This is a genomic window from Pseudoalteromonas sp. SS15 (assembly GCF_049257195.1).
Classification (GTDB): domain Bacteria; phylum Pseudomonadota; class Gammaproteobacteria; order Enterobacterales; family Alteromonadaceae; genus Pseudoalteromonas.
This window is the reverse complement of the sequence record NZ_JBMMUD010000001.1, coordinates 50,852-71,253: the sequence shown is the minus strand read 5'-3', so window position 1 is coordinate 71,253 and position 20,402 is coordinate 50,852. Positions and strand designations below refer to the sequence as shown.

Sequence of the window (20,402 nt, the reverse complement as noted above, 5' to 3'; positions counted from 1 at the left end):
TCAAACAAACCAATTAGTTTAGGAGAAATTATGGAGCTTTCAGCGTTAACCGCTATCTCTCCAGTGGATGGCCGCTATGGTAGTAAAACTACTGAATTGCGTGGCATTTTCAGTGAGTTCGGCCTTATCAAGTACCGCGTAACCGTAGAAGTTCGTTGGTTACAAGCCCTAGCTAAAGCACAAGGTATTGATGAAGTACCAGCTTTCAGTGACGAAGCTAATGCGCTTTTAGATAGCATTGTTGATAACTTTAGCGAAGCAGATGCTGCACGCGTTAAAGAAATCGAGCGCACAACGAACCATGACGTTAAAGCGGTTGAGTATCTTCTAAAAGAGAAAGTTGCAGATAATGCAGAATTAAATGCAATCAATGAATTCATTCACTTTGCATGTACATCTGAAGACATCAATAACCTGTCTCACGGTTTAATGTTATCAGAAGCGCGTGACAAAGTACTTTTACCTTACTGTGATGAGCTACTTGCTGCTATCAAAGCAAAAGCAATTGAGTACAAAAGTGTACCTATGATGACTCGTACACACGGTCAGCCAGCTTCTCCTTCAACAATGGGTAAAGAATTTGCAAACGTGTATGTTCGTTTACAACGTCAACGTCAGCAAATCGCAAACGTAGAATTACTAGGTAAAATTAATGGTGCTGTAGGTAACTACAATGCGCACTTGAGCGCGTACCCGGATTACGACTGGCATGCACATGCAGAGCAATTCGTAACTAGCCTTGGCTTAACTTGGAATGCATTCACAACGCAAATCGAACCACACGATTACATTGCTGAGCTATTCGATGCAATCGCGCGTTTCAACACTATCTTATTAGACTTCGACCGTGACGTTTGGGGTTACATTGCACTAAACCACTTCAAGCAAAAAACAGTTGCTGGTGAGATTGGTTCATCAACTATGCCACACAAAGTTAACCCTATCGACTTTGAAAACTCAGAAGGCAACCTAGGTCTAGCTAACGCAATTTTTGCTCACCTAGCGCAAAAACTTCCAGTATCTCGCTGGCAACGTGACCTAACTGACTCAACAGTTCTTCGTAACCTTGGCGTTGGTATGGGCTATACACTGATTGCGTACCAAGCAACATTAAAAGGTGTAAGCAAATTAGAAGTGAACGCTGATCGTCTTCTAGAAGAGCTAGATCAAAACTGGGAACTGCTTGCAGAACCAATCCAAACAGTTATGCGTAAATACGGTATCGAAAAGCCTTACGAGAAGCTTAAAGAGTTAACTCGTGGTAAGCGTGTAAACCAAGAAATCATGGCTGATTTCATTGATGGTTTAGAATTACCTGATACTGTAAAAGCTGAAATGAAGCTAATGACACCGGCTAACTACATCGGCCGTGCTGAAGCTTTCATTGACGAATTAGTGTAATTACACACAAATTTAGTTTATAAAGCGAAAGGGTTTCCTTTCGCTTTTTTTATGGAAAAAATATGTTTGATTTAAAAATTAACGCATTAACTCACGCCGAATTTCTAAAAGAGTATTGGCAAAAAAAGCCGTTATTGATCAAAGGTGGTTTTGCTGATTTTGAAGATCCGATTGAGCCTGAAGAATTAGCGGGCCTAGCCATGGAAGATGACATTGAGTCTCGCCTTATCACAAACCATGACGATAAATGGGAATCTTACCATGGCCCATTCGAAGACTTTTCATTATTAACAGAAACTAATAGTACCCTACTTGTTCAAGCAGTGGACCATTGGCACCCTGTTGCTGCTGAATTGTTAGAGCCATTTCGATTTATTCCTAACTGGCGAATTGATGACTTGATGATCAGCTACTCAACGCCAGGCGGCGGTGTTGGGCCTCACCTTGATCAGTATGATGTGTTCATAATTCAAGGTGAAGGTAAAAGACATTGGCGAGTGGGTATGCCTGACGCAAACCTAAAAGAGTTTGCACAAAATAAGAGTCTACTTCAAGTTGAGCAATTCAATGCAATCATTGATGAGGTTCTGGAACCTGGCGATATTCTTTATATTCCACCAGGCTGCCCGCACGAAGGCTATGCTGTTGAGAATGCATTAAACTACTCTGTTGGCTTTAGAGCCCCTGACACGAAAGATTTCTTAAGTAACTTTGCGGATTACTTAATAGATAATGAGCTCGGTAAAACACGCTATTCAGACAAAACACTTACTCTCAGAGAATCATCTGGCGAGCTCAAAAACGATGAAGTCGAGCAGATCCAAAACTTAATGCTTGATGCAATTCAAGACAAAGAAGTAATCAAGCGTTGGCTTGGTAATTATTTAAGCCAGCCAAAACATGATATGGATTTACTGCCATTAGATGAACCAATCTCATCAGATGAGTTAGCTAACTACTTATCATCACAAGTAATTAACAGAGCTGGTGGTGTTAGAACCTTTTTCCAAAGCATAGAAGATTGCTTACTTCTCAGTGTCAACAATGAAAGTTTTCAATTTCCTTTCAATACATTAAGTGCAGTTAAATTACTCACAGATAAAACAAGCTTTGCTGCTGACGAGATAATCTCGGCGCTAGAATGTTTGGAGTTTGCCGAAATGTTAACTAAGCTTATTAATGAAGGCTTTTATTATATCCTAGAGGAAGAATAAAAATCTCCCATGTGCAAGCAAAGCCTAGCAAATTTACTTTTGAGCGCTCAGACTTGCACATTTGATTTGAATCTTACTGGAGGGAACATGGTTTACCATGTATCAAAGGTTAACTGGTTTGAACAACAAACATTGTTGACCGAACTGAGAGAAAAGGTATTTGTGTACGAGCTCAACCTACCTAAGAAAGTTGAGTTTGATTCGCTTGATAAGCAATCTGAGCATGCAATTATATACGACGATTCTAATACGCCAGTTGGCACCGGAAGACTGTGCCCTAATGGTCTAATTAGTAGAGTTGCAATTATAAGTCAGCATAGAAATAAAGATGCATATTATTCAATACTGAATTATCTAGTCGTGATCGCAAAAGAAAAGGGCTTGAGCAATATTTTTATCAACTCAGTGTTAGATGAGGTACCATCTTTTATTGAATACGGTTTTTGTAAAAAAGGCTGTGTTTTTATGGAGGCTGGCATTCCAAGGCAGCAATTATACTGCCCTGTAAATGACTTTAATGCAGAACCTTTTACGATGCTACATTAGCCCAAAGCTGTTCGTTCTCAAATAACTCGTAAATACCATGCGCTCTGTTAACAAGCAAGTTTGCGAAGTCAACTTGAGTCTTGTCGATTGGTTTATTTGCTATAATCCCATCGGCCTTCAGTTGCCACTGAAATGAAAAATGACGTAACACATCTCTTGCATTTTCTGCTGCACTAACTTGAACTGCATCAGTAGGTAAACGGCCTGTGATAACCCAATAAGTGTTGCCATCATTGCCCTTTATTTTCCAAACAGCACACAGAGGTGGAAGAATCCTACATTCCTTCTCTAAAATGCTAACAGGCAGTACACCTTTGTCTGCCAAAAACTTTTGTGCATTTCCTAAACATTCTCTTTGCCACTGATTAACTTGCGCTTCAGTCAGTTCAACCGGTGCTTTATTTTCTTCAGACATGTCGTTTTCTCAAAATTTTTCTTGCAGCCACTCTACTTCCTAACAACATCTTGTCAACATATGTACGCCTAAAAATTTATTTATTGATTTGTTTGCACAAAAAACATTCATTACGGAGCTTGTCTATCATATAAGTATATTGCTTCTAGCAACCAAACTTTGATTCTTAACCGTTGCCTAATACCTTCGCTGGATCAGTTTTTGTTGCTTGCCAAGCAGGATAAATACTGGCTAAAAGTGCGAGAATTAACGTGATGCCTAAGGTGATAGCGATGTCGGTCCAAATAAGTTTTGATGGAAGAAACTCAACAAAATAGACACCTGAAAGTGGGTTTTGTGTACCCTCACCATAAAACCAGACAAATAATTCAGGCAGATAAAGAGATATTACAACACCTAACGCACTGCCAACTAATGAACCTAGTAACGCATTACCAACACCTTTAAAGGCAAAAGTAGAAAATATCGTGCTGTCTTTGGCGCCCATTGTTTTGAGTATTGCGATATCTGATTGCTTATCTTTAACTTCCATCACCATAGACGAAACGATATTAAAACTTGCTACAGCAATAATCAAAATAACCACTAGAAATACAATAGTACGAACCATTTGAATATCTTGATACAGACTGCCTTGTGTTCTGAACCAACTATTTACATACACTAAATCGGGTAAGCTTCTGCCTGCAGACATAGCAATAGTATGAGCTTCAAATACATCCGTCACTGTGACTCTCAAGCTTGTGACTTGATGTGGTTTTAAGTTTAATACCGTTTGTAAAGACTCTAAGCCAATCAGCGCCATAGATTGATCTATCGGGCCGCCCATTTTAACTAAACCGACTAACGTCACTTTTAAGCGTTTAGGTGCTGACAACATTGATTTCGCATTTTTATTCGCGATTAATAAAGTAAAACTATCACCAATAGAAAGGTTAAGACTCTCAGCTATCTGAGCACCTAAAATCACTTCATTTTGTGCCAAGTTCTTTATGGTGACATCTTTTATAAACTTACCGACGCTTGAAACATCTTCATGTGAGCGAACATCAACACCTTTTATTTGAGCAGCTTTTAACTTACCTTTAAATTGCACCATACCAGTCACGTTTATTTCTGGCACAGCTGCAACAACACCCTGTTGCTGCTCAAGTATATTTACCTTTGATTGCCAGTCATTGATTGGATCATATGGCGCATCATAGGTGACATGAGAAACAACAGATAAAAGTCGCTTTTCAAGTTGCTCTTCAAAACCATTAATAACCGACAAGGCCACGATTAACACACTAACCCCAAGTAAAACGCCGATAGTAGACGCTTTATTTAAGATTGAAGCGAAACCCTTCTGCCGAGATTGGCTAAAGCGCTTTGATAAAAACAGGCTAAGCATGACTAACCTCAGTCAACACACCATCATTTAATTGCACACTTCGACCAAGTTTTTCTGCAAGCTCCAAGTCATGAGTAACAATGACAAAACTTGTCTGAAGTTGTTGATTGAGCTCATTTAATAAATCATAAATTTTTATGGCATTTTGCTTATCTAGATTACCAGTGGGCTCATCAGCCAAAACCAATGCAGGTTTTGTAACCAATGCACGAGCGATTGCCACTCGTTGACGCTCACCGCCTGATAACTCTGAGGGTTTATGTTCAGCCCTATGTCCCAATCCCACCTTCACTAGCATATTGAGTGCTTCAGAATGCGCACGATTTACTTTGGCGCCTTGAATGAGTAGTGGCATGGCAACATTTTCAAGCGCAGTAAATTCCATCAATAAATGGTGAAATTGGTAAATAAACCCCATGTGTTTATTTCTAAATTCAGCTTGTTGATTTCTAGATAGCTCCGCAACATTTGTACTTTTAATTTTGGCATAGCCAGTTGTTGCATGATCTAAGGTACCAAGAATATGTAATAAGGTACTTTTACCCGATCCAGAGCTGCCAACTATTGCAAGCATTTGTCCTTGCTCTAACTCTAAGTTTACACCTTTCAACACTTCGACTTTGTTCTTTCCATCTTGGTAAACTTTGCCTAAGTTTTGACAATCAATTACTAAATTACTCATATCTTAAAACCTCAGCAGGCATTACTTTCGCAGCTTGTTTGGCTGGATAAAGGGTAGCTATAAAACTTAATAAAACACTCAATGTGGCCATGATTATTAGACCTGTCATTTCAAACTTAACGGGTAAGGTCATCCCCCCCAGTAAAGACAAGCCGACCAGTGACATCACTTCATTGATATAATTTGCCAGTAATAAACCAGCAAATAACCCCAATAAAGTACCGATAACCCCATTATAAAGTCCTTGAACCATAAACACTTTCGATATCATCACGGGTGTAAAACCTAAGGTTTGCAATATGGCTACTTCACCTTGCTTTTCTTTGACCATCATTGAAAGACCCGAAATAATATTGAAGATCGCAACTAAAACAATGAGCCCTAGCAACAAAGACATCACTCTTTTTTCCATTGCAACAGCTGCAAACAAAGCACCTTGTTGGACTTGCCAATCAATCCTTGTGTAGCCTGAGGTATCTAGGCTAGAAAGCTCTTTATAAAAGTCTTCAAGAGAAAAGGCATCATGTAACGAAATACTGATATCTAATTGAGATTGCGACTTTTTTCGCATTAATCTTGCTAGGCTTTGACCGTTTGCGAAGGCAAGTTGTGTATCAGCTTCACTTCTTGAATTATAAATAAGGGCCACAGTAAATAGCCTTTGTGCAGGCACCCTGCCCATAGGCGAATAAGTTGTGACCTCGGGCATAATCACTCGAATTTGACTACCCACCTGAACTTTCAAACTATTTGCCAAGTAACGGCTAATGGCTAATTGATACTTACCCGATTGAAATTGCTTGATACTGCCTGATTCAATATGACTCTCTAACAGCGAGGTCCCGCCCTCAAAAACGCCCTGTAATCTAACGCCTAAAAGTTCTTCATTAGTTTGTAGAATAACGTCTGAGGTCAGATAAGATTGCACTCGCTTAACCGTACTTAACTCGGCTAATTGCACCTTTAAATTATTAGATGATTTTACTTCCCCTTCAGGTTTAAGCTGCACATGGGGGATCATATCAAGCATGGCGTTTTTTAGTGTTTGCTCAAAGCCATTCATCACAGAGCTCACTGTGATCAAGGACATAAGTCCTAATGCGATACCTGCGATAGAAAAAAAAGAAATAAATGAAATAAACGCATTTCCTTTGCTCGCTTTGGCATACCTAAGCCCAACAAAAAGGCTAACTGGTTGAAACATATATAATAAATTCAACTTTCATATTAGACATGTCTGCATACTACCACAAAGTCACATCACATATATAAATACTAACTTGTAAAAAAGTTTGTAAATCCGATAGTTAAAAAGAAAATTTGGTGTAAAATGCGTGAAATCTCGCGGTATGGAAGTTCTATGTTATCTCTATCTCGATATAAGCATATGAATTTAAAGGGCGATTTATTTGGTGGTGTGACCACTGCCATAATATCTCTCCCGCTTGCCCTCGCGTTTGGTGTTGCTTCAGGAGCCGGTGCTGAAGCAGGTATGTGGGGTGCAATTTTAGTCGGTCTTTTCGCTGCCTTGTTTGGTGGTTCTACTTCCCTGATTTCTGAGCCAACTGGTCCAATGACGGTTATTATGACCGCAGTTTTGACCTCAATGATGGCTAAATATCCTGAATCTGGTCTGGCTATGGGCTTCACAGTTGTGATGATGGCCGGTGCTTTTCAAGTGTTACTAGGTACCTTAAAGCTCGGTAAATACGTAACATTAATGCCCTACTCAGTTATCTCCGGGTTTATGTCAGGTATTGGCGTAATCCTAATCATATTGCAGCTTGCACCTTTATTAGGCCACCAAGCTCCCGCTGGAGGCGTCACAGGTACTTTAGGTCAACTTCCTGAACTTCTGTTAAATATTCAGTTTTCAGAGTTGTTATTAGGCGCGGCCACATTAGCAATATTGTTTTATTTCCCTAAAAAATATCGCCAATATGTGCCAGCTCAATTAGTCGCACTCGTTGCAGTGACCTTAGTGTCAGTAATCATTTTTGATACTGATAGCATTCGTAGGATCGGTGAGATACCAAGTGGCCTACCCTCTATAGTTATCCCGACTTTTACTGCTGACCAATTTCAATCAATGGTAATCGATGCCCTAGTGCTGGGTACTCTGGGTTGCATTGATACCTTATTAACTGCCGTTATTGGAGACAGCTTAACCCGAACTGAGCACGATTCTGATAAAGAGTTAAGAGGTCAAGGTGTTGCAAATATCATCTCTGGCTTATTTGGTGCATTACCTGGTGCAGGTGCAACTATGGGCACAGTGGTAAATATTCAAGTCGGTGCGCGTTCTCCACTGGCTGGTATTTTCCGAGCATTGATTTTAATGGCGGTTGTCTTTGTAGCCGGAGGCTTAACAGAACCAATTCCCCTAGCTGTTTTAGCCGGTATTGCCGTATATGTTGGTATAAATATTCTTGATTGGAGCTTTATTCAAAGAGCACATAAATTGAGCATCTCTCAAATGGCAATTATGTATGGTGTAATGTTACTCACTGTATTTGTAGACCTCATTGCCGCTGTAGGCTTAGGTGTCTTTATCTCAAATATCATGGTGATTGAGCGACTTAGCCGTGTCCAATCTGAACAAGTGAAAGCCATAAGCGACTCTGATGACGATGTTCCGATGAATAAATCAGAACAAGCGTTATTTGAACAAGCGAACGGCCAGCTGCTCTATTTTTACTTATCTGGTCCTATGATTTTCAGTGTATCCAAAGCTATTGCTCGCCAACACCGTGATATAAGTAAATACAAAGCCATGGTTTTAGACTTAAGTGATGTGCCAATGCTTGATGTCACTGTGAGCCTAGCGCTTGAAAATGCGATTACTGACGCGTTAGATGCAGACTGTAAAGTCTTTATCTACTCTCCAAACTCAGAAACATCTGATCAACTCCATCGTTTTCAAATTAACGAAAAACTTGGTGAAAATGCATTTTGTAATTCTAGGGCTGATGCGCTAGAACTTGCTTTAGAGGCAATGAAACCTGCAAATTAAAACACAAGGCATTACTCATAACGTGAATAATGCCTCTCCCCCCTTTATCCTGACTAAAAAGACTTTTTAGAAAACTTTTATATTTATCCACTTCCTTACAAAAGTCGAAAAATAGCTTACAAACAACAATATTCCTAAAACCACACTATTTAATAAAACAAATTATTGAGGTAATTGTTATTTTATTGTTGACAGAGCCACGTACAAATAAGAAAATAGGACTACTTTATAACTCAAGCTTTGTTGTAAGCTGTTCCTTAATCTTGGAGTTACCCGCATGAAATTGTCATTATTAGCAATCTCAACCATTTTTGCCTCTCAAATCGCTGTTGCAGACAATTTAGTAACAAACGGTTCGTTTGAACAAGATGTTGTAAGCTCAAAATGGACTCTATTGAATTCAGTCACTGGATGGCAAAATCAAGGCGCAAAATTTGAAATTCAAACTTCAAGACTGGGCATCATAGATGCACAAGACGGCAATCAGTACATTGAGTTAGACTCGACTGCGAACTATAGTATTTTCCAAAATATTGCTACAGAAGCAGGCCAAAGCTACGAAGTTTCTTTTTATTACTCTCCTCGTATTGAGGGCAACAACAAAACAAACAAGGCAAAAGTAAAGTGGAATGGTGAAACTGTTCTAAATCTTAATGCGTCATCTCGTGGTTGGCAGTCTTTTAATATCACAGTTACTGCTGATTCTGATATCTCAGAATTACGATTTACAGGTGCTGGCACAAGCGATAGCCTTGGCGCATTCATTGACAACGTTTCTGTTGTTAAAAAGCAAGCATGCCATACTGGTATTTTTGGTATCAATAACTATGGCGACCTAGAAACAGGTTACGTATACAAATTCGATCTTGAATCTAAAACTTTCAGTGTTGTTGCTGGCGCACAAAACACCGCATCTAACATTGCTAGCCACAACGGCAAGCTATATTTCATGGAACAATTAGATTCAAAAACTAAAGCATCTAAGCTATGGTCAATAGATCTTGAAACCGGTACTCAAACTGCTGAAGCTGATGCCACTTCATGGCCTATCTATCGTTCTGCAGTTACAGCTGACGGTCAATCTCTGCGTGCTACCAGCAAAACATATATGTACGACTACGACTTACAAACTGGCGAGAAAACAGTTTTAGGTAAAATGCGTTTTTCAGGTGACACATTCTCACACGGTGATGTTGCCTACTCTGCAGACAACAACACGCTTTATGTGTTAACTGGCAAGTCACTTTACACGATTGATGACAGTACTATGGCGCTGACATTAATCGGTCATCACGGTATTAATTGGGCGTCTGGCTTGGCAATTTCTGATAACGGTACGCTATACGTATCAGGTCGAGTGTCTGGAGAGAACGCTAAAATTTACAGTGTAAACCCACAAACAGCGGTTGCAACCTATGTCATGGATGCACCTGAACACATTAATGACCTAACGTTTGTAGACAACTACTGCAACTAAATATTCATCAGAAAATAGCCAGTTTTCACTGGCTATTTTTTTGCGCCAAATTTATCTTAAACTGACTTAATCATTTAGCACGCTTCATTTTACGTTATCGATAAACATTAGTGCTCTCTTATAACTTCTTTTGATACCCTACCTATCGAGCAGTAAAAAATTTAGAGATTATGCACAAAAGCCCTGATTACCCTCGAAGATTAATAAACTACAGTTCGCAGCTTTAATTTCAGTTCCACTAAGAAGCCTATTACTTTTGGCTCTGCTCACAGCAGTTTAAATTCCTCTAAACTTGGATAAGTTTCAACCTCAGTCTGTTTGAAATAACCCCTGAAACATTGCTTAAAAAATCCACACCATCAGACTATAATCTTTAGAAAACAAGGCGAATTTACACATCAGTTTTTTGTGTAAGTACAAGCCGTTTTAATTGAGATTAGCCGCTGTCATTTAATTTGTTATTCACAGCTTAGGCGATTTAGGAATGCTCTTTATATTCTTAATTGGTTTTTAAATAAATTAATAAACATAAAAAAGCCCCAACAAATGTCAGGGCTAAATTATAAATTTTTAATGTGTAAGTGCTTTCTACTTAATACAAACTAGCTTGGCTTTGCTTGATCATATTGCCTATTTCAAAGCTACATTCACAAACACCGCGGTCATTAATACCGGGCATACAAAGCGAACATATTGCGCAAAGTAATAATGAAAACCGCTACTTGCTTCTAAAAGCTTATTGCCTCTTTGCCACATCCAGCCGACTGTCAAAAAGTAGAACAGTCCCATTAAAGGTAATTGATATTGTGTGAAGACACTGATAATTAAACCAAATAGCCATTCAAAATTAAGTATAATCGTCGTTGAAACCAACATAATCACTAGAGTTACCCAAATTGTGGCACTTTTTCGTTTCAAACCATGGTTTTCTACTAAAAAAGAAACGGGTATTTCAGTAGAAGATATTGTAGAAGTTAATGAAGCAATAGACATAAGTACGAAAAAGGTTAGACCTACAAATAAGCCAATTTGCCCCATGTTTATAAATAGCTCTGGCAAAACAGCAAAAATCAAGCGCCCTTCCCCGATCAACTTACCATCTTGAAAAACCTCAACGCCACTTTGCTGTGCAACAAATATTGCAGGAATGATTAATAAACCTGCAAGAAAAGCAACACCAGTATCAAGCAAGGCAACACTTGCTGTTAATTTAGGTAAATTTTCATTTGGTTTTAAATACGAGCCATAGATCATCATGCAGCCAACCCCTAATGAAAGTGAGAAGAAAGCTTGACCCATAGCAGCAATAACCAAATCAGGATCTGTTACTTTTGAAAAATCTGGTACTAAATAAGCCTTAAAGCCTTCTATAGCACCGTCAAGCGTTGCCATATAGCCGATTAAACCTACAAGTAATAACAATAATAAAGGCATTAATCTTCTAGACCATGCCTCTATACCAGACTTAACACCTTGCAAAATGATACTGGCAGTAAGCAACAACATAAGCGGGGTGAAAATGAAATTCCGCAATGTTGAATCACCTTTTAAGAATGTTGCGAATTCATCTAGTTCTAATAGCCTTGCAAGTGGCTCAAGTGAAAAGGCCAGCATCCAACCAGCAACGATCGAATAAAAACTTAACATCACAATGGCACCACATAGGCCTACATAACCTGCTGTAGCGCCCACTTTAGGGTTGCTATCCTGCCATGCTTGTTTAAGTGCTTTAACTGGATTAGATTGTGCTTGGTGACCTATATACAACTCAGTGTACAAAGCTGGTAATGCCAAGAGAAATATAACCACAAAGTACACTAATAAGAATGCACCACCACCATGGTTTGCAGCTTGGGTGGGAAAGCCCCAAATATTTCCAAGCCCTACAGCAGCACCAGCTGCTGCCAAAACAAAGCCTAAGCGACTTTGAAAGCCATCACGCAATTGAGCCATTTATACATCTATATGTTTATTATTGTTAAGTGACGATTATACGCAACTTAGCTGATTTTGCTAATAGACTGCGTTTAATTACTACAAGCTATTAGTAATAAGGCTAAATAAATTTGCATAGTGAAGAAAATCTTCTGTAATCTGATTTTCGCCAGATCCACTCACAAGGAATTCGCAATGTTATTACCAAAATTAGGGCATAGACTCGCTTTACTTTCTTTACTCCCCGCTTTTGTGCCGGGCGCAATGTCGGTATTCGGTTATTTCATCACTCTAATTGGGCTAATTGTTTGCGTGAGTTACAGTCAAAGTGCGCCAATGTGCTTTTTGCTCGCAAGCAACCTTTCTGTAGTTAATGTATTTATAGTCAACGATACGTTACGTTTCATTGAGAATGAATCATCAATTACATTAATCGAGCAATGTATAGCAATCTCTATAGTATTTGTGATAATTGGCTATGGCATGTATAAACAAAAAATCGGTCAAAGTTGAACAGAATGACCGATCATAATGCTTTTAAATTGTAAGCAGGTTATCAGCAAGCTTCTAAAAGTTGCGCATGAATTGATTGAACAACCTTATCTGATTCACTTTGCTCAACTAAGAAACACAAATTGTGTTTACTAGCGCCATGGCAAATTAATCGAATATTGAAGTCTTTAAGTACATTCATAAAATTCACTTCGTGTTGACGAAGCTGGATCTCAGAACCTATCAGGGCAACCAATGTCAGATTTGTTTCTACAGTTACATGACAGAATTCACTCAGCTCTTCTAAACACGCTTGATCAAGTTCAGGTCTAGATGAACTCAATGCATTATCAAGTGTGATGGCAACACTGATCTCAGAAGTGGTTACCAAATCTACCGAGATATTATATTTACTTAAAATAGTAAAAATTCGCGCTAAAAAACCACTTGCTAATAACATTTCTGGGCTCTTTAATGTTAAAAGAATCTGATTCTTACGTTGTGTAACAGCTCTGATCCCAGCTTTTGATTCAGTTTCTTTTTCAATCCAAGTACCGCCAGCTTGAGGTTCGCGGCTAGAACCAACAAAGACTGCAATACCACTGCGACTAGCTGGTAAAATGGTTGCTGGGTGTAATACCTTTGCACCAAAAGTGGCCATCTCAGCCGCTTCATCAAAGCTCAATCGTGCAATCGGTGACGCTTTTTTACATAAACGAGGATCTGTGCTGAATATGCCTACAACATCAGTCCATATCTGTACACTTTGTGCACCTATCGCTTCAGCCAGTAACGCAGCACTATAATCTGAACCACCTCGACCTAGCGTTGTTGTCTGACCATACGTATCACTGCCAATAAAACCTTGGGTGACTAGCACTTTGTCTGCAAGTTGTGGCATTAAATGCTGCTCTGCTGCGTTTGCAGTTGCACTCACGTCAGGCGTTGCTTTACCAAATTGGTTATCAGTTTTAAGTACTTGGCGTACATCAAACCTGTCAGCAGCAACACCTAGGTTACGTAACACTTGAGTAAATAAAAAAGATGATAAGCGCTCACCAAAACTAAGCATTTCATCACACTGCTGTGCGCTTAACGCAGGGAGTTCAGCCAGTTGCTCAAACTCGATAATTGTTTGAGAAAAGCCGGTTGCTAAGTCTGCATCTAGTGTCAGTTTTTCTAAAATGGCGTCCTGGATATCAAGTACAGCTTTAACAAGGGTTTTACGCTCTGCTAAATCAGCTTTTTGCTGAGTTAATGTCACTAGGTGATTAGTAACACCAGCACTGGCACTCACTACTACAATACGTACTTGATTATCATCATGAATAATTTGTGCACAGCGATGCATTGCTTCAAAATTGGCGACACTTGTACCACCAAACTTAGCAACTGTGAACTGGGAAGTCATTTTATCTCCTTTATGAACACTGTGTGTTCAACATCAATAAGGAGAACTCGGCAAGAATATACGGATAGATTTGATATGCTCATTGCCAGAAGCTCTCCACCATAAATCGGTGACAGTTCCGAGGATTCAGCCTCGTAAACCGAAAAATAGCAGCGACGTACTGATATTCTTCTCGGCGAACACTTCCCTCACTGACTGTCATCGGTATACGTCACCTCAAACCAGCTACCTAAGTTTCGCGCCTCTTCTGTTTATTTTGCGTAATCTAAGCTGAACTTAGGCAAAATAAAACCCGCGCAAAAGCAAGTTTGTGCGGGTTTTTAAAAAGTAACTTTTAGACGTCTAGGTGTCAAGTACTGTTTTAACAAATTTGTACTTAACGCTTCTAAATCATCATGCCTGCGTAATAAGCACCTACATACCCTACTGAATAAGCTATAAGTAGATAAAAGAACATACGTAAGTAGCTCACAAATGTCAGTGCTTTAACCTTGTTCATCGCAATTATACCCGCAGCAGAGCCGATTATTAGCATTGAACCACCAACACCCGTTGCATAGGTAAACATTAGCCACTGCTGTGTAGACATAGTGATATCGGCTTTTAAAAGCGCCGCAGTTAAAGGCACGTTATCTACTGCTGCAGACATAATACCAACAATGTAATTCGCATACTCGGGTTTTAGATAGTCATACAACTGAGTGAATTTAACCAAGAAACCCACTTCTTTCAATGCGCCAACGACCAGTAAGATACCGACGAAGAAAAGTAACGTGTCGTATTCTATCTCGCGAATGTAGTCGATAATTTTGCGGTTTACGTCTTTTTTACGCATTAAGAACTGAGCAACTAAGAACATCAGTGACAAACCAAATAACATGGTTAACAAAGGTGGAACTTGATACTCAACACTCAAGAATAAAGTAGAAAATACCGTTAATGCAAAAATACACGCTATTGTCACATCCGTTTTCTCAATGCGACGTGTTTGTTCTTTTTCAAACACAATCGTTTCATTCATACCAAATGACAGCAATGTAGCCAACACTATTACACTCACAATAGCTGGAGCTACAAGCAATAATAAGTCTGGAATGGTTACTTTATCGGCAAGAAATATCATAAGTGTTGTCACATCGCCTGTGATCAATGATACTCCCCCTGAGTTGACACTAAATATGATTAAAGTTGCATATTTAATAAGCTTCTTAGGGTCTAATTTCAACGACATAACAACAGCTAATGAAATAAGCGTTGCTGTAATATTGTCTGAAATTGACGAAAATACAAAAGCGGCAATGCCCACCAGGAACATGAGTTTACGTTCACTGATTTGTGATGGCATGACACGGTGCACGATATTTTGTATAAAGCCTTTAGAGTTTAGATAAGCGACGAAAGTCATGGTGGCCATTAAAAATAGCCACAAGGTTGCTATCTCTAATATGTTGTGGTTTAGCTCATGTTGTACATTTTCTGGGCTTTGACCATGTATCGGAGAGATAAAGGCGATAATCCAACATAAAGTACCAAAAAAAAGTGTAGTTTTGGCCTTGTTTACATGGATTATATCCTCTATAACGATGAGCACAAAAGCTATCGCTATCAGTGTTAGGATTATAGTAGTAACCATAATGCGTAAACAACCTGTGTTTAAAAATTAACAAAAATGGTGGGGTAACGTAAGTCGGCGCAGATTCTAGCATTTCAGGTACATGTAAGCTATCAATATAAGTATAAAATACGGTCTTTTTTCACAAAAAAGACACAAAGTGGAAAAATATGATCCCAGCGAAGAAAGTTTTAAATACGCTCACTGAACACTGGTCAGTCATTGAGCTTTTGTTTAAACGTTTCAAAATGACTGACTTCAGCATCAAAGACGTTCAAAACATCATAAAAAACAAAAATCCTCATTGGAAAAGTGACAAAATATTCAAGGAAACTAATAAATTATTAAATCAGGAAATAATCATACCACTGGCAAAATCGTCACAATTAGAAATCAACAGAGCGATTGCTGAGTTCATCAGTTTCTTATTACAAGAAGAGGACTTAGGCCTTGCTGCAGAAATAACGGTTTTAGTCACAGATCTTGAACGACTCGGTAACCGCCTAGCACAATCGGGGGAAGATGGAGACTTTACTGAGTTACGTCGCTTTAGCCGCATTATGGACGAGCGAGTGCGTAAAATCGTCAAGCTGTTTAATCACAATGAAAACGCTATCTTTAACATTGTGGAGCAAGCAAAGTCTGATACTAGCCATGTTTCACTCCAAAAGCGTTATAAAGCCGTGATAGAGGCATTCGACGAGTATATTGAGCCCATGCTGGAAATGGTCGATATACGAGGTGACTTTCACCGCTGCTTTAGCCGCATAGAAATGCAAATTAGTGCTCAGATAGAACACATTGAACTCTTTGGCCGTGGCAGTGTTGATAAGCGTATGCTAGAGCAACTTCGTACTCGAATTCTTGATATGCATCTAGTTGGTCGAGAAAGTCTGCGTAAAAGTGCTGATATGCTGATGCCATTGCGAGAAGAACTAAGACGTAACAACCTGATTACGCGACAAGCATCTAAAGTACTAGGTCTTATTCGTAAAAACGGCGTTGATCGTACATTAAGTGCCGTACAGCCTGAGTTTGTCTCTGATATTCAACGCTTTTCATTAGGCCAACAACGCCACATGGTCGCCTACATGGCAAGCCTAGTAGAGTTTGAGCATGACGAATACGAACTTCCCGATCAAAACGATGTGCCAGCCTATCAGAGCCCAAATATTCCAGATTACAACAATGTAAGAACAACTTTCTCAAAAACAGGCAAAAAACGAACGGCGATTTTAGGTTTCTTATCTGAACAGTACCCAGATCTCGAAGCCGATGAAATGCTGTTTTTATATCAAAAGTTAATCAACGATACAGATCTCGAATTACAACAGGACGAACAACGCACAAGCGTGTCTATTTCGGGACAGACATTCAAACTGTATCCATTTAATGCCGCCAACAAGCAAGAACAAAAGAATGACAAACATTAATTTAACTGATTTATCAGAATTACAAACCATCAATAAAAAATTGGTTAGCGGGTATCACATCAGTGAACAAGACACCACCTTATGGCAGCAACTAGACCAAAACATTGATGCTTACCAAGCCTTATTTACTGCGCTAGGTCACGATCTTATTCATGATGCCCGAGGTTTTTATTATTTAGGTAGTGATGAGAGCACCCCAAACATGGGTAAAATTTCTCGTGCCATTGCATTAACTATTTATATTCTTATTGAGCATTATGCGAACCAAGGAAAAGATCCCCTTCGTGCCCTATTTGATAACATCGCCGATTTAGAGCTGATGCAGACACTGGTACAAATGAATAAACACCTATTTGACCAGCTCGAAATTTTTTCAGGCTCAGAGCTTCGTAAAGACGTGTATTTACGCATGGTGCGCTTAGGGCTGGCTAAAGAAGTTGAGCAAGGCTTTGTATTACTCGCACCAGTATATAGGTATATAGACGCATTAATGGAAGTAAATGACAACAACTTTGACGAACTCGAGGAAGAAGTATGAGTAAGTTATATGGATTAAGTAAGCTTGCACTGCTAAATACTGCGGGCTATGCAAAATGTGTGATCCCGCTAAATAAGAGTGCCTCTATTTGTGCACCGAACAATACTGGTAAAAGCTCGGTGATTAATGCACTGCAATTTCCACTGATCAACGACCTGCGTTTAACTGAGTGGGATGGTCACGATTTAGAAGAAACACGTAAGTTCTATTTCTCTAGCGATCAAAGTTATATCTTACTTGAAGCTAATCTACCCCACGGTGATGTCGTCATCGGTGTTGCAGGTTTAGGCAAGATTGCAGGTTACGCCCACCAGTTTTTCTGCTACCCAGGTAAGCTAGATTTAAATGATTTCACGCAAGATAAAAGCATCATTAAATATACCAAGCTGTTTAATCACCTTGAGAGCAAAGGCAAAAAAGCGGTCGAATTAAAAGCGCAAGAACTAAATGCCCTACTCATTGGTGGCGCAACACAATTTGATGGTGATATTAATCTAAAAATGATCCCATTAAATAACGTGCAAGATGCGTCTATTTATAAAGAGATTTTCAGACGAATTCTTAACTTACATAAGTTAGGTGCACAAGACGTAAAACGCTTTATGCTGCGTGTATTTGAACGCCACATGTCAAACTCAAAAGTCGACTTTTATGAAGTATGGCGTCGCGCTTTTGATAAAGTAAACCACTCTCGTCGCGAACTTGCAGCCCTTGAGTCAATGCAAGAGCCCATTGCAGCCCTTGAACAAATGCTCGATAGCGAGAGTAGCATAAAAGGTAAACTTGCCGCCTACGCCCCTAAAATTGATATGGCATTGGTGGAATTTGCCGATTATCAAGAATCACAAATGAGTGAGCTTGAAGTTCAACTAGAAGACATTGAGCAAGAAAAACACGACTTTGAACAAAAACAACAGCTTTATTTACAACAGTCTGGCGACATTGCCCGTCGACAAGCGCAAATTGAACAGTGGTTTATTGACTACTCAGCCCTAAAAACTGAGTTTGAATTAACCAATCACGCGACCTTAAAAACCAATCTGCAATTACTCAAAAAAGAATATGAGCAATTGTCGTTTTCTATTAATAGCGCGCAAGGGCAAAGCTTACATACCCTTGATTATCGTATTAACGAGAACAACAAACAGATCAAGAGCCTCAAGCTACAACTTAAAAACCTTGAGTTCAATTTATTTACTCGTATGCGTGAAGATCTGTCTTTAAAAGAAGTAGAAGAAATTTCTCGTATTTTGAATCCGGATATTCTGAGCTTTGCAACAACAAGCCAAGGTGAAGTTGACATTCATGATGAAGACGCTTTCGGTGAGTTCTTGGCTAACTTATCGAACAGCGTTAAAGGCGGTGAATTAAAACTGCCTGGTGCAACCATTAAGCTTAAAAAACTGAGCCCAGTGCAAATGCAAAGTGGCGAGAACAAAGCACAATTAAAAGCGCAGTTGGAATCGTTACAGCAATCATTAGCCGAGCTCAAACAACAGCGTGAAGTTGCTGCAAACGTAGTACAAAAGCAGCAAGAGCGTGATGCATTATATGACGAGCTAATGGCATTAGAAGCAACGTTAAAACGCTTCGAACAATACCAAACCATGTTGCAATCTGTTGAAGCGCAATCATTACTCAAAGAGCAATTAGACGCTGAGCGCGAGCAAGTAGACAGCTATCTTCAAGATATTCAACGCAACGCGAGCTCAATCTCAGATAGACGTTCAATTATTTTATCGAAGCAAGACTTAATAAAACGTCAAGGGGACCGATTAAAACAGGTTAAATCTGAGCGTATTGATCACACACTAGACATAGTGAGCGAGCAACAAACCCCTTACCCTGTTGAGATAAATCTTGATTTCGATAACTTGGCCGATGTGATCCATCAATTCAATAAAGATTGCCATGAGCTGCGTAATCTAGCTGTCAATGTACGTAATACCTATTTGCATATTTACAATGCCGGTATCACGAAGTTTGATAATGAATCTGATGAATTTACAAAATATCAGAAGCTCATCAGCGCATATCACAATATCGACAATGAACGTGACGCGGTTGAAAAACAAGCACGTGTTGCGCTCACTGAAGTTGCTGCAACCATTAAAGGCCTTCGTGAAGATTTAGATCGTTTACGTCGTGAAATGAACAGCTTTAACAAAGGGATCAGTCAGCATAGGATCTCAAATTTACAAGCGTTTAAGATCAACGTGATCCCTCGTAAGATGCTGGTTGATTCTATCGATACCATTATTAGCACGTCTGACAGTTATGAGAAAGGTGATAATCTTGACCTGTTAAGTGACTCACCTACGGACGAAAAAGCCGTCAACGCAGCAAAAGATCATTTAATCAAGCTCGCAAGCGAAAAAGCCGGTTTAACGCTTACCGATCTATTCGACATTCGCTTTGAGGTGGTTAACCGCGCCGGTGAGACTGAACATTTCGATAAAATCGATTCTGCCGGTTCTAACGGAACACGTATTACAATCAAGCTGTTATGTGGTATGTTGTTTATTCGTTATCTATTGTCAGATCAGGAACAGACATTGTATCGTATTCCTATCTATATAGATGAAGCGGCAGATATCGACCCGCAAAACCAAAAAGCCATTATAGAAACCGCATTGAGTTTCGGCTTTGTTCCAATTTTTGCTTCGGTTAAACCGCAAATCAGTTGTGACTACCTAGTGCCTATTCGTAGTGTAAAAGATGGCAGTCAGAACTGGGTTGACGAAAAAGATTGGATTGAAGTGGAACATTCTGAGGCCAGTTAGGTCTCAGAAGGCAAATGACATTATCAACTGGGATGGAGCCCAGAAACTAGGAGAACG

Annotated in this window: 16 protein-coding genes and 1 riboswitch; of the genes, 9 read left to right on the top strand and 7 right to left on the bottom strand. The window is 39.4% G+C overall.

The genetic code is table 11. From position 1 onward, the window contains the following. Positions 1-30 precede the first annotated feature (30 nt). The 3 genes from purB (at position 31) to AAEU28_RS00310 (ending at position 3,161) form a co-directional block, all read left to right on the top strand. Positions 31-1,401 carry an adenylosuccinate lyase gene (gene purB, locus AAEU28_RS00320; RefSeq protein ID WP_421962470.1) on the top strand — a complete coding sequence of 457 codons (1,371 nt, stop codon included), beginning with the start codon at positions 31-33 and terminating at the stop codon, positions 1,399-1,401. A 62-nt stretch (positions 1,402-1,463) separates the two neighbouring features. After that, entirely contained in the window at positions 1,464-2,615 is a 1,152-nt protein-coding gene (locus tag AAEU28_RS00315; RefSeq protein ID WP_421962469.1) for a JmjC domain-containing protein, read from the top strand. An 87-nt stretch (positions 2,616-2,702) separates the two neighbouring features. Beyond that, positions 2,703-3,161: a GNAT family N-acetyltransferase gene (locus AAEU28_RS00310; RefSeq protein ID WP_421962468.1), complete on the top strand. Its 459-nt coding sequence runs from the start codon at positions 2,703-2,705 to the stop codon at positions 3,159-3,161. Here AAEU28_RS00310 and AAEU28_RS00305 read toward each other — a convergent pair. The 4 genes from AAEU28_RS00305 to AAEU28_RS00290 all read right to left on the bottom strand — a co-directional run bounded on the left by AAEU28_RS00305 (position 3,145) and on the right by AAEU28_RS00290 (position 6,855). Continuing rightward, complete coding sequence (locus tag AAEU28_RS00305) at positions 3,145-3,576, bottom strand: DUF4826 family protein (protein WP_421962467.1); 432 nt, start codon at positions 3,574-3,576, stop codon at positions 3,145-3,147. The two genes, AAEU28_RS00310 and AAEU28_RS00305, sit on opposite strands and share 17 nt — an antisense overlap. Positions 3,577-3,742: 166 nt before the next feature. Continuing rightward, positions 3,743-4,969, bottom strand: a complete 1,227-nt coding sequence (locus AAEU28_RS00300) for a lipoprotein-releasing ABC transporter permease subunit (RefSeq protein WP_421962466.1) — start codon at positions 4,967-4,969, stop codon at positions 3,743-3,745. After that, the gene (gene lolD, locus AAEU28_RS00295; RefSeq protein WP_421962465.1) at positions 4,962-5,651 is read right to left on the bottom strand and encodes a lipoprotein-releasing ABC transporter ATP-binding protein LolD; all 690 of its coding nucleotides are present in this window, start codon (positions 5,649-5,651) and stop codon (positions 4,962-4,964) included. Before lolD ends, AAEU28_RS00300 begins: the two co-directional genes overlap by 8 nt. Further along, the gene (locus tag AAEU28_RS00290) at positions 5,644-6,855 is read right to left on the bottom strand and encodes a lipoprotein-releasing ABC transporter permease subunit (protein WP_421962464.1); all 1,212 of its coding nucleotides are present in this window, start codon (positions 6,853-6,855) and stop codon (positions 5,644-5,646) included. Before AAEU28_RS00290 ends, lolD begins: the two co-directional genes overlap by 8 nt. Before the next feature lie 156 nt (positions 6,856-7,011). On the opposite strand from AAEU28_RS00290, the gene AAEU28_RS00285 reads away from it, so the two are divergent. After that, positions 7,012-8,664: a SulP family inorganic anion transporter gene (locus AAEU28_RS00285; protein WP_421962463.1), complete on the top strand. Its 1,653-nt coding sequence runs from the start codon at positions 7,012-7,014 to the stop codon at positions 8,662-8,664. A gap of 277 nt (positions 8,665-8,941) precedes the next feature. Beyond that, positions 8,942-10,141: a DUF642 domain-containing protein gene (locus tag AAEU28_RS00280; protein ID WP_421962462.1), complete on the top strand. Its 1,200-nt coding sequence runs from the start codon at positions 8,942-8,944 to the stop codon at positions 10,139-10,141. 630 nt (positions 10,142-10,771) lie between these two features. On the opposite strand, the gene AAEU28_RS00275 is transcribed toward AAEU28_RS00280, so the two are convergent. Further along, positions 10,772-12,094, bottom strand: a complete 1,323-nt coding sequence (locus AAEU28_RS00275; RefSeq protein ID WP_421962461.1) for a sodium-dependent transporter — start codon at positions 12,092-12,094, stop codon at positions 10,772-10,774. A gap of 177 nt (positions 12,095-12,271) precedes the next feature. Between AAEU28_RS00275 and AAEU28_RS00270 the strand changes: the two genes are divergently transcribed. Continuing rightward, complete coding sequence (locus AAEU28_RS00270; RefSeq protein ID WP_421962460.1) at positions 12,272-12,589, top strand: hypothetical protein; 318 nt, start codon at positions 12,272-12,274, stop codon at positions 12,587-12,589. A gap of 43 nt (positions 12,590-12,632) precedes the next feature. Here AAEU28_RS00270 and lysC read toward each other — a convergent pair whose 3' ends face one another. Together lysC and nhaD are read right to left on the bottom strand one after the other, a co-directional pair. Continuing rightward, positions 12,633-13,979, bottom strand: coding sequence for a lysine-sensitive aspartokinase 3 (gene lysC, locus AAEU28_RS00265; RefSeq protein WP_421962459.1), 1,347 nt, complete (start codon positions 13,977-13,979; stop codon positions 12,633-12,635). Positions 13,980-14,060: 81 nt separating this feature from the next. Further along, positions 14,061-14,234, bottom strand: a riboswitch (Lysine riboswitch). A 130-nt stretch (positions 14,235-14,364) separates the two neighbouring features. Continuing rightward, the gene (gene nhaD / locus AAEU28_RS00260; RefSeq protein WP_138482439.1) at positions 14,365-15,612 is read right to left on the bottom strand and encodes a sodium:proton antiporter NhaD; all 1,248 of its coding nucleotides are present in this window, start codon (positions 15,610-15,612) and stop codon (positions 14,365-14,367) included. 149 nt (positions 15,613-15,761) lie between these two features. On the opposite strand from nhaD, the gene AAEU28_RS00255 reads away from it, so the two are divergent. The 3 genes from AAEU28_RS00255 to AAEU28_RS00245 are packed head-to-tail and all read left to right on the top strand — an operon-like array spanning position 15,762 to position 20,345. Next, positions 15,762-17,024: a hypothetical protein gene (locus tag AAEU28_RS00255; protein ID WP_421962458.1), complete on the top strand. Its 1,263-nt coding sequence runs from the start codon at positions 15,762-15,764 to the stop codon at positions 17,022-17,024. Further along, complete coding sequence (locus AAEU28_RS00250) at positions 17,011-17,562, top strand: condensin complex protein MksE (RefSeq protein ID WP_421962457.1); 552 nt, start codon at positions 17,011-17,013, stop codon at positions 17,560-17,562. The genes AAEU28_RS00255 and AAEU28_RS00250 overlap by 14 nt, the downstream gene beginning before the upstream one ends. Further along, a complete protein-coding gene (locus tag AAEU28_RS00245) occupies positions 17,559-20,345 on the top strand; it encodes an ATPase (protein WP_421962456.1) in 2,787 nt (928 codons plus the stop codon). The genes AAEU28_RS00250 and AAEU28_RS00245 overlap by 4 nt, the downstream gene beginning before the upstream one ends. The last annotated feature ends 57 nt before the right edge of the window (positions 20,346-20,402 follow it).

What these genes read in the sequence shown, in the direction of transcription:
- AAEU28_RS00285 (WP_421962463.1), top strand. Translation starts at nt 7,012, where the DNA reads ATGTTATCTCTATCTCGATATAAGCATATGAATTTAAAGGGCGATTTA.
- AAEU28_RS00290 (WP_421962464.1), bottom strand. Translation starts at nt 6,855, where the DNA reads ATGTTTCAACCAGTTAGCCTTTTTGTTGGGCTTAGGTATGCCAAAGCG.
- AAEU28_RS00310 (WP_421962468.1), top strand. Translation starts at nt 2,703, where the DNA reads ATGGTTTACCATGTATCAAAGGTTAACTGGTTTGAACAACAAACATTG.
- AAEU28_RS00270 (WP_421962460.1), top strand. Translation starts at nt 12,272, where the DNA reads ATGTTATTACCAAAATTAGGGCATAGACTCGCTTTACTTTCTTTACTC.
- AAEU28_RS00305 (WP_421962467.1), bottom strand. Translation starts at nt 3,576, where the DNA reads ATGTCTGAAGAAAATAAAGCACCGGTTGAACTGACTGAAGCGCAAGTT.
- AAEU28_RS00245 (WP_421962456.1), top strand. Translation starts at nt 17,559, where the DNA reads ATGAGTAAGTTATATGGATTAAGTAAGCTTGCACTGCTAAATACTGCG.
- AAEU28_RS00280 (WP_421962462.1), top strand. Translation starts at nt 8,942, where the DNA reads ATGAAATTGTCATTATTAGCAATCTCAACCATTTTTGCCTCTCAAATC.
- AAEU28_RS00250 (WP_421962457.1), top strand. Translation starts at nt 17,011, where the DNA reads ATGACAAACATTAATTTAACTGATTTATCAGAATTACAAACCATCAAT.
- lolD (WP_421962465.1), bottom strand. Translation starts at nt 5,651, where the DNA reads ATGAGTAATTTAGTAATTGATTGTCAAAACTTAGGCAAAGTTTACCAA.
- purB (WP_421962470.1), top strand. Translation starts at nt 31, where the DNA reads ATGGAGCTTTCAGCGTTAACCGCTATCTCTCCAGTGGATGGCCGCTAT.
- AAEU28_RS00315 (WP_421962469.1), top strand. Translation starts at nt 1,464, where the DNA reads ATGTTTGATTTAAAAATTAACGCATTAACTCACGCCGAATTTCTAAAA.
- AAEU28_RS00255 (WP_421962458.1), top strand. Translation starts at nt 15,762, where the DNA reads ATGATCCCAGCGAAGAAAGTTTTAAATACGCTCACTGAACACTGGTCA.
- AAEU28_RS00300 (WP_421962466.1), bottom strand. Translation starts at nt 4,969, where the DNA reads ATGCTTAGCCTGTTTTTATCAAAGCGCTTTAGCCAATCTCGGCAGAAG.
- nhaD (WP_138482439.1), bottom strand. Translation starts at nt 15,612, where the DNA reads ATGGTTACTACTATAATCCTAACACTGATAGCGATAGCTTTTGTGCTC.
- AAEU28_RS00275 (WP_421962461.1), bottom strand. Translation starts at nt 12,094, where the DNA reads ATGGCTCAATTGCGTGATGGCTTTCAAAGTCGCTTAGGCTTTGTTTTG.
- lysC (WP_421962459.1), bottom strand. Translation starts at nt 13,979, where the DNA reads ATGACTTCCCAGTTCACAGTTGCTAAGTTTGGTGGTACAAGTGTCGCC.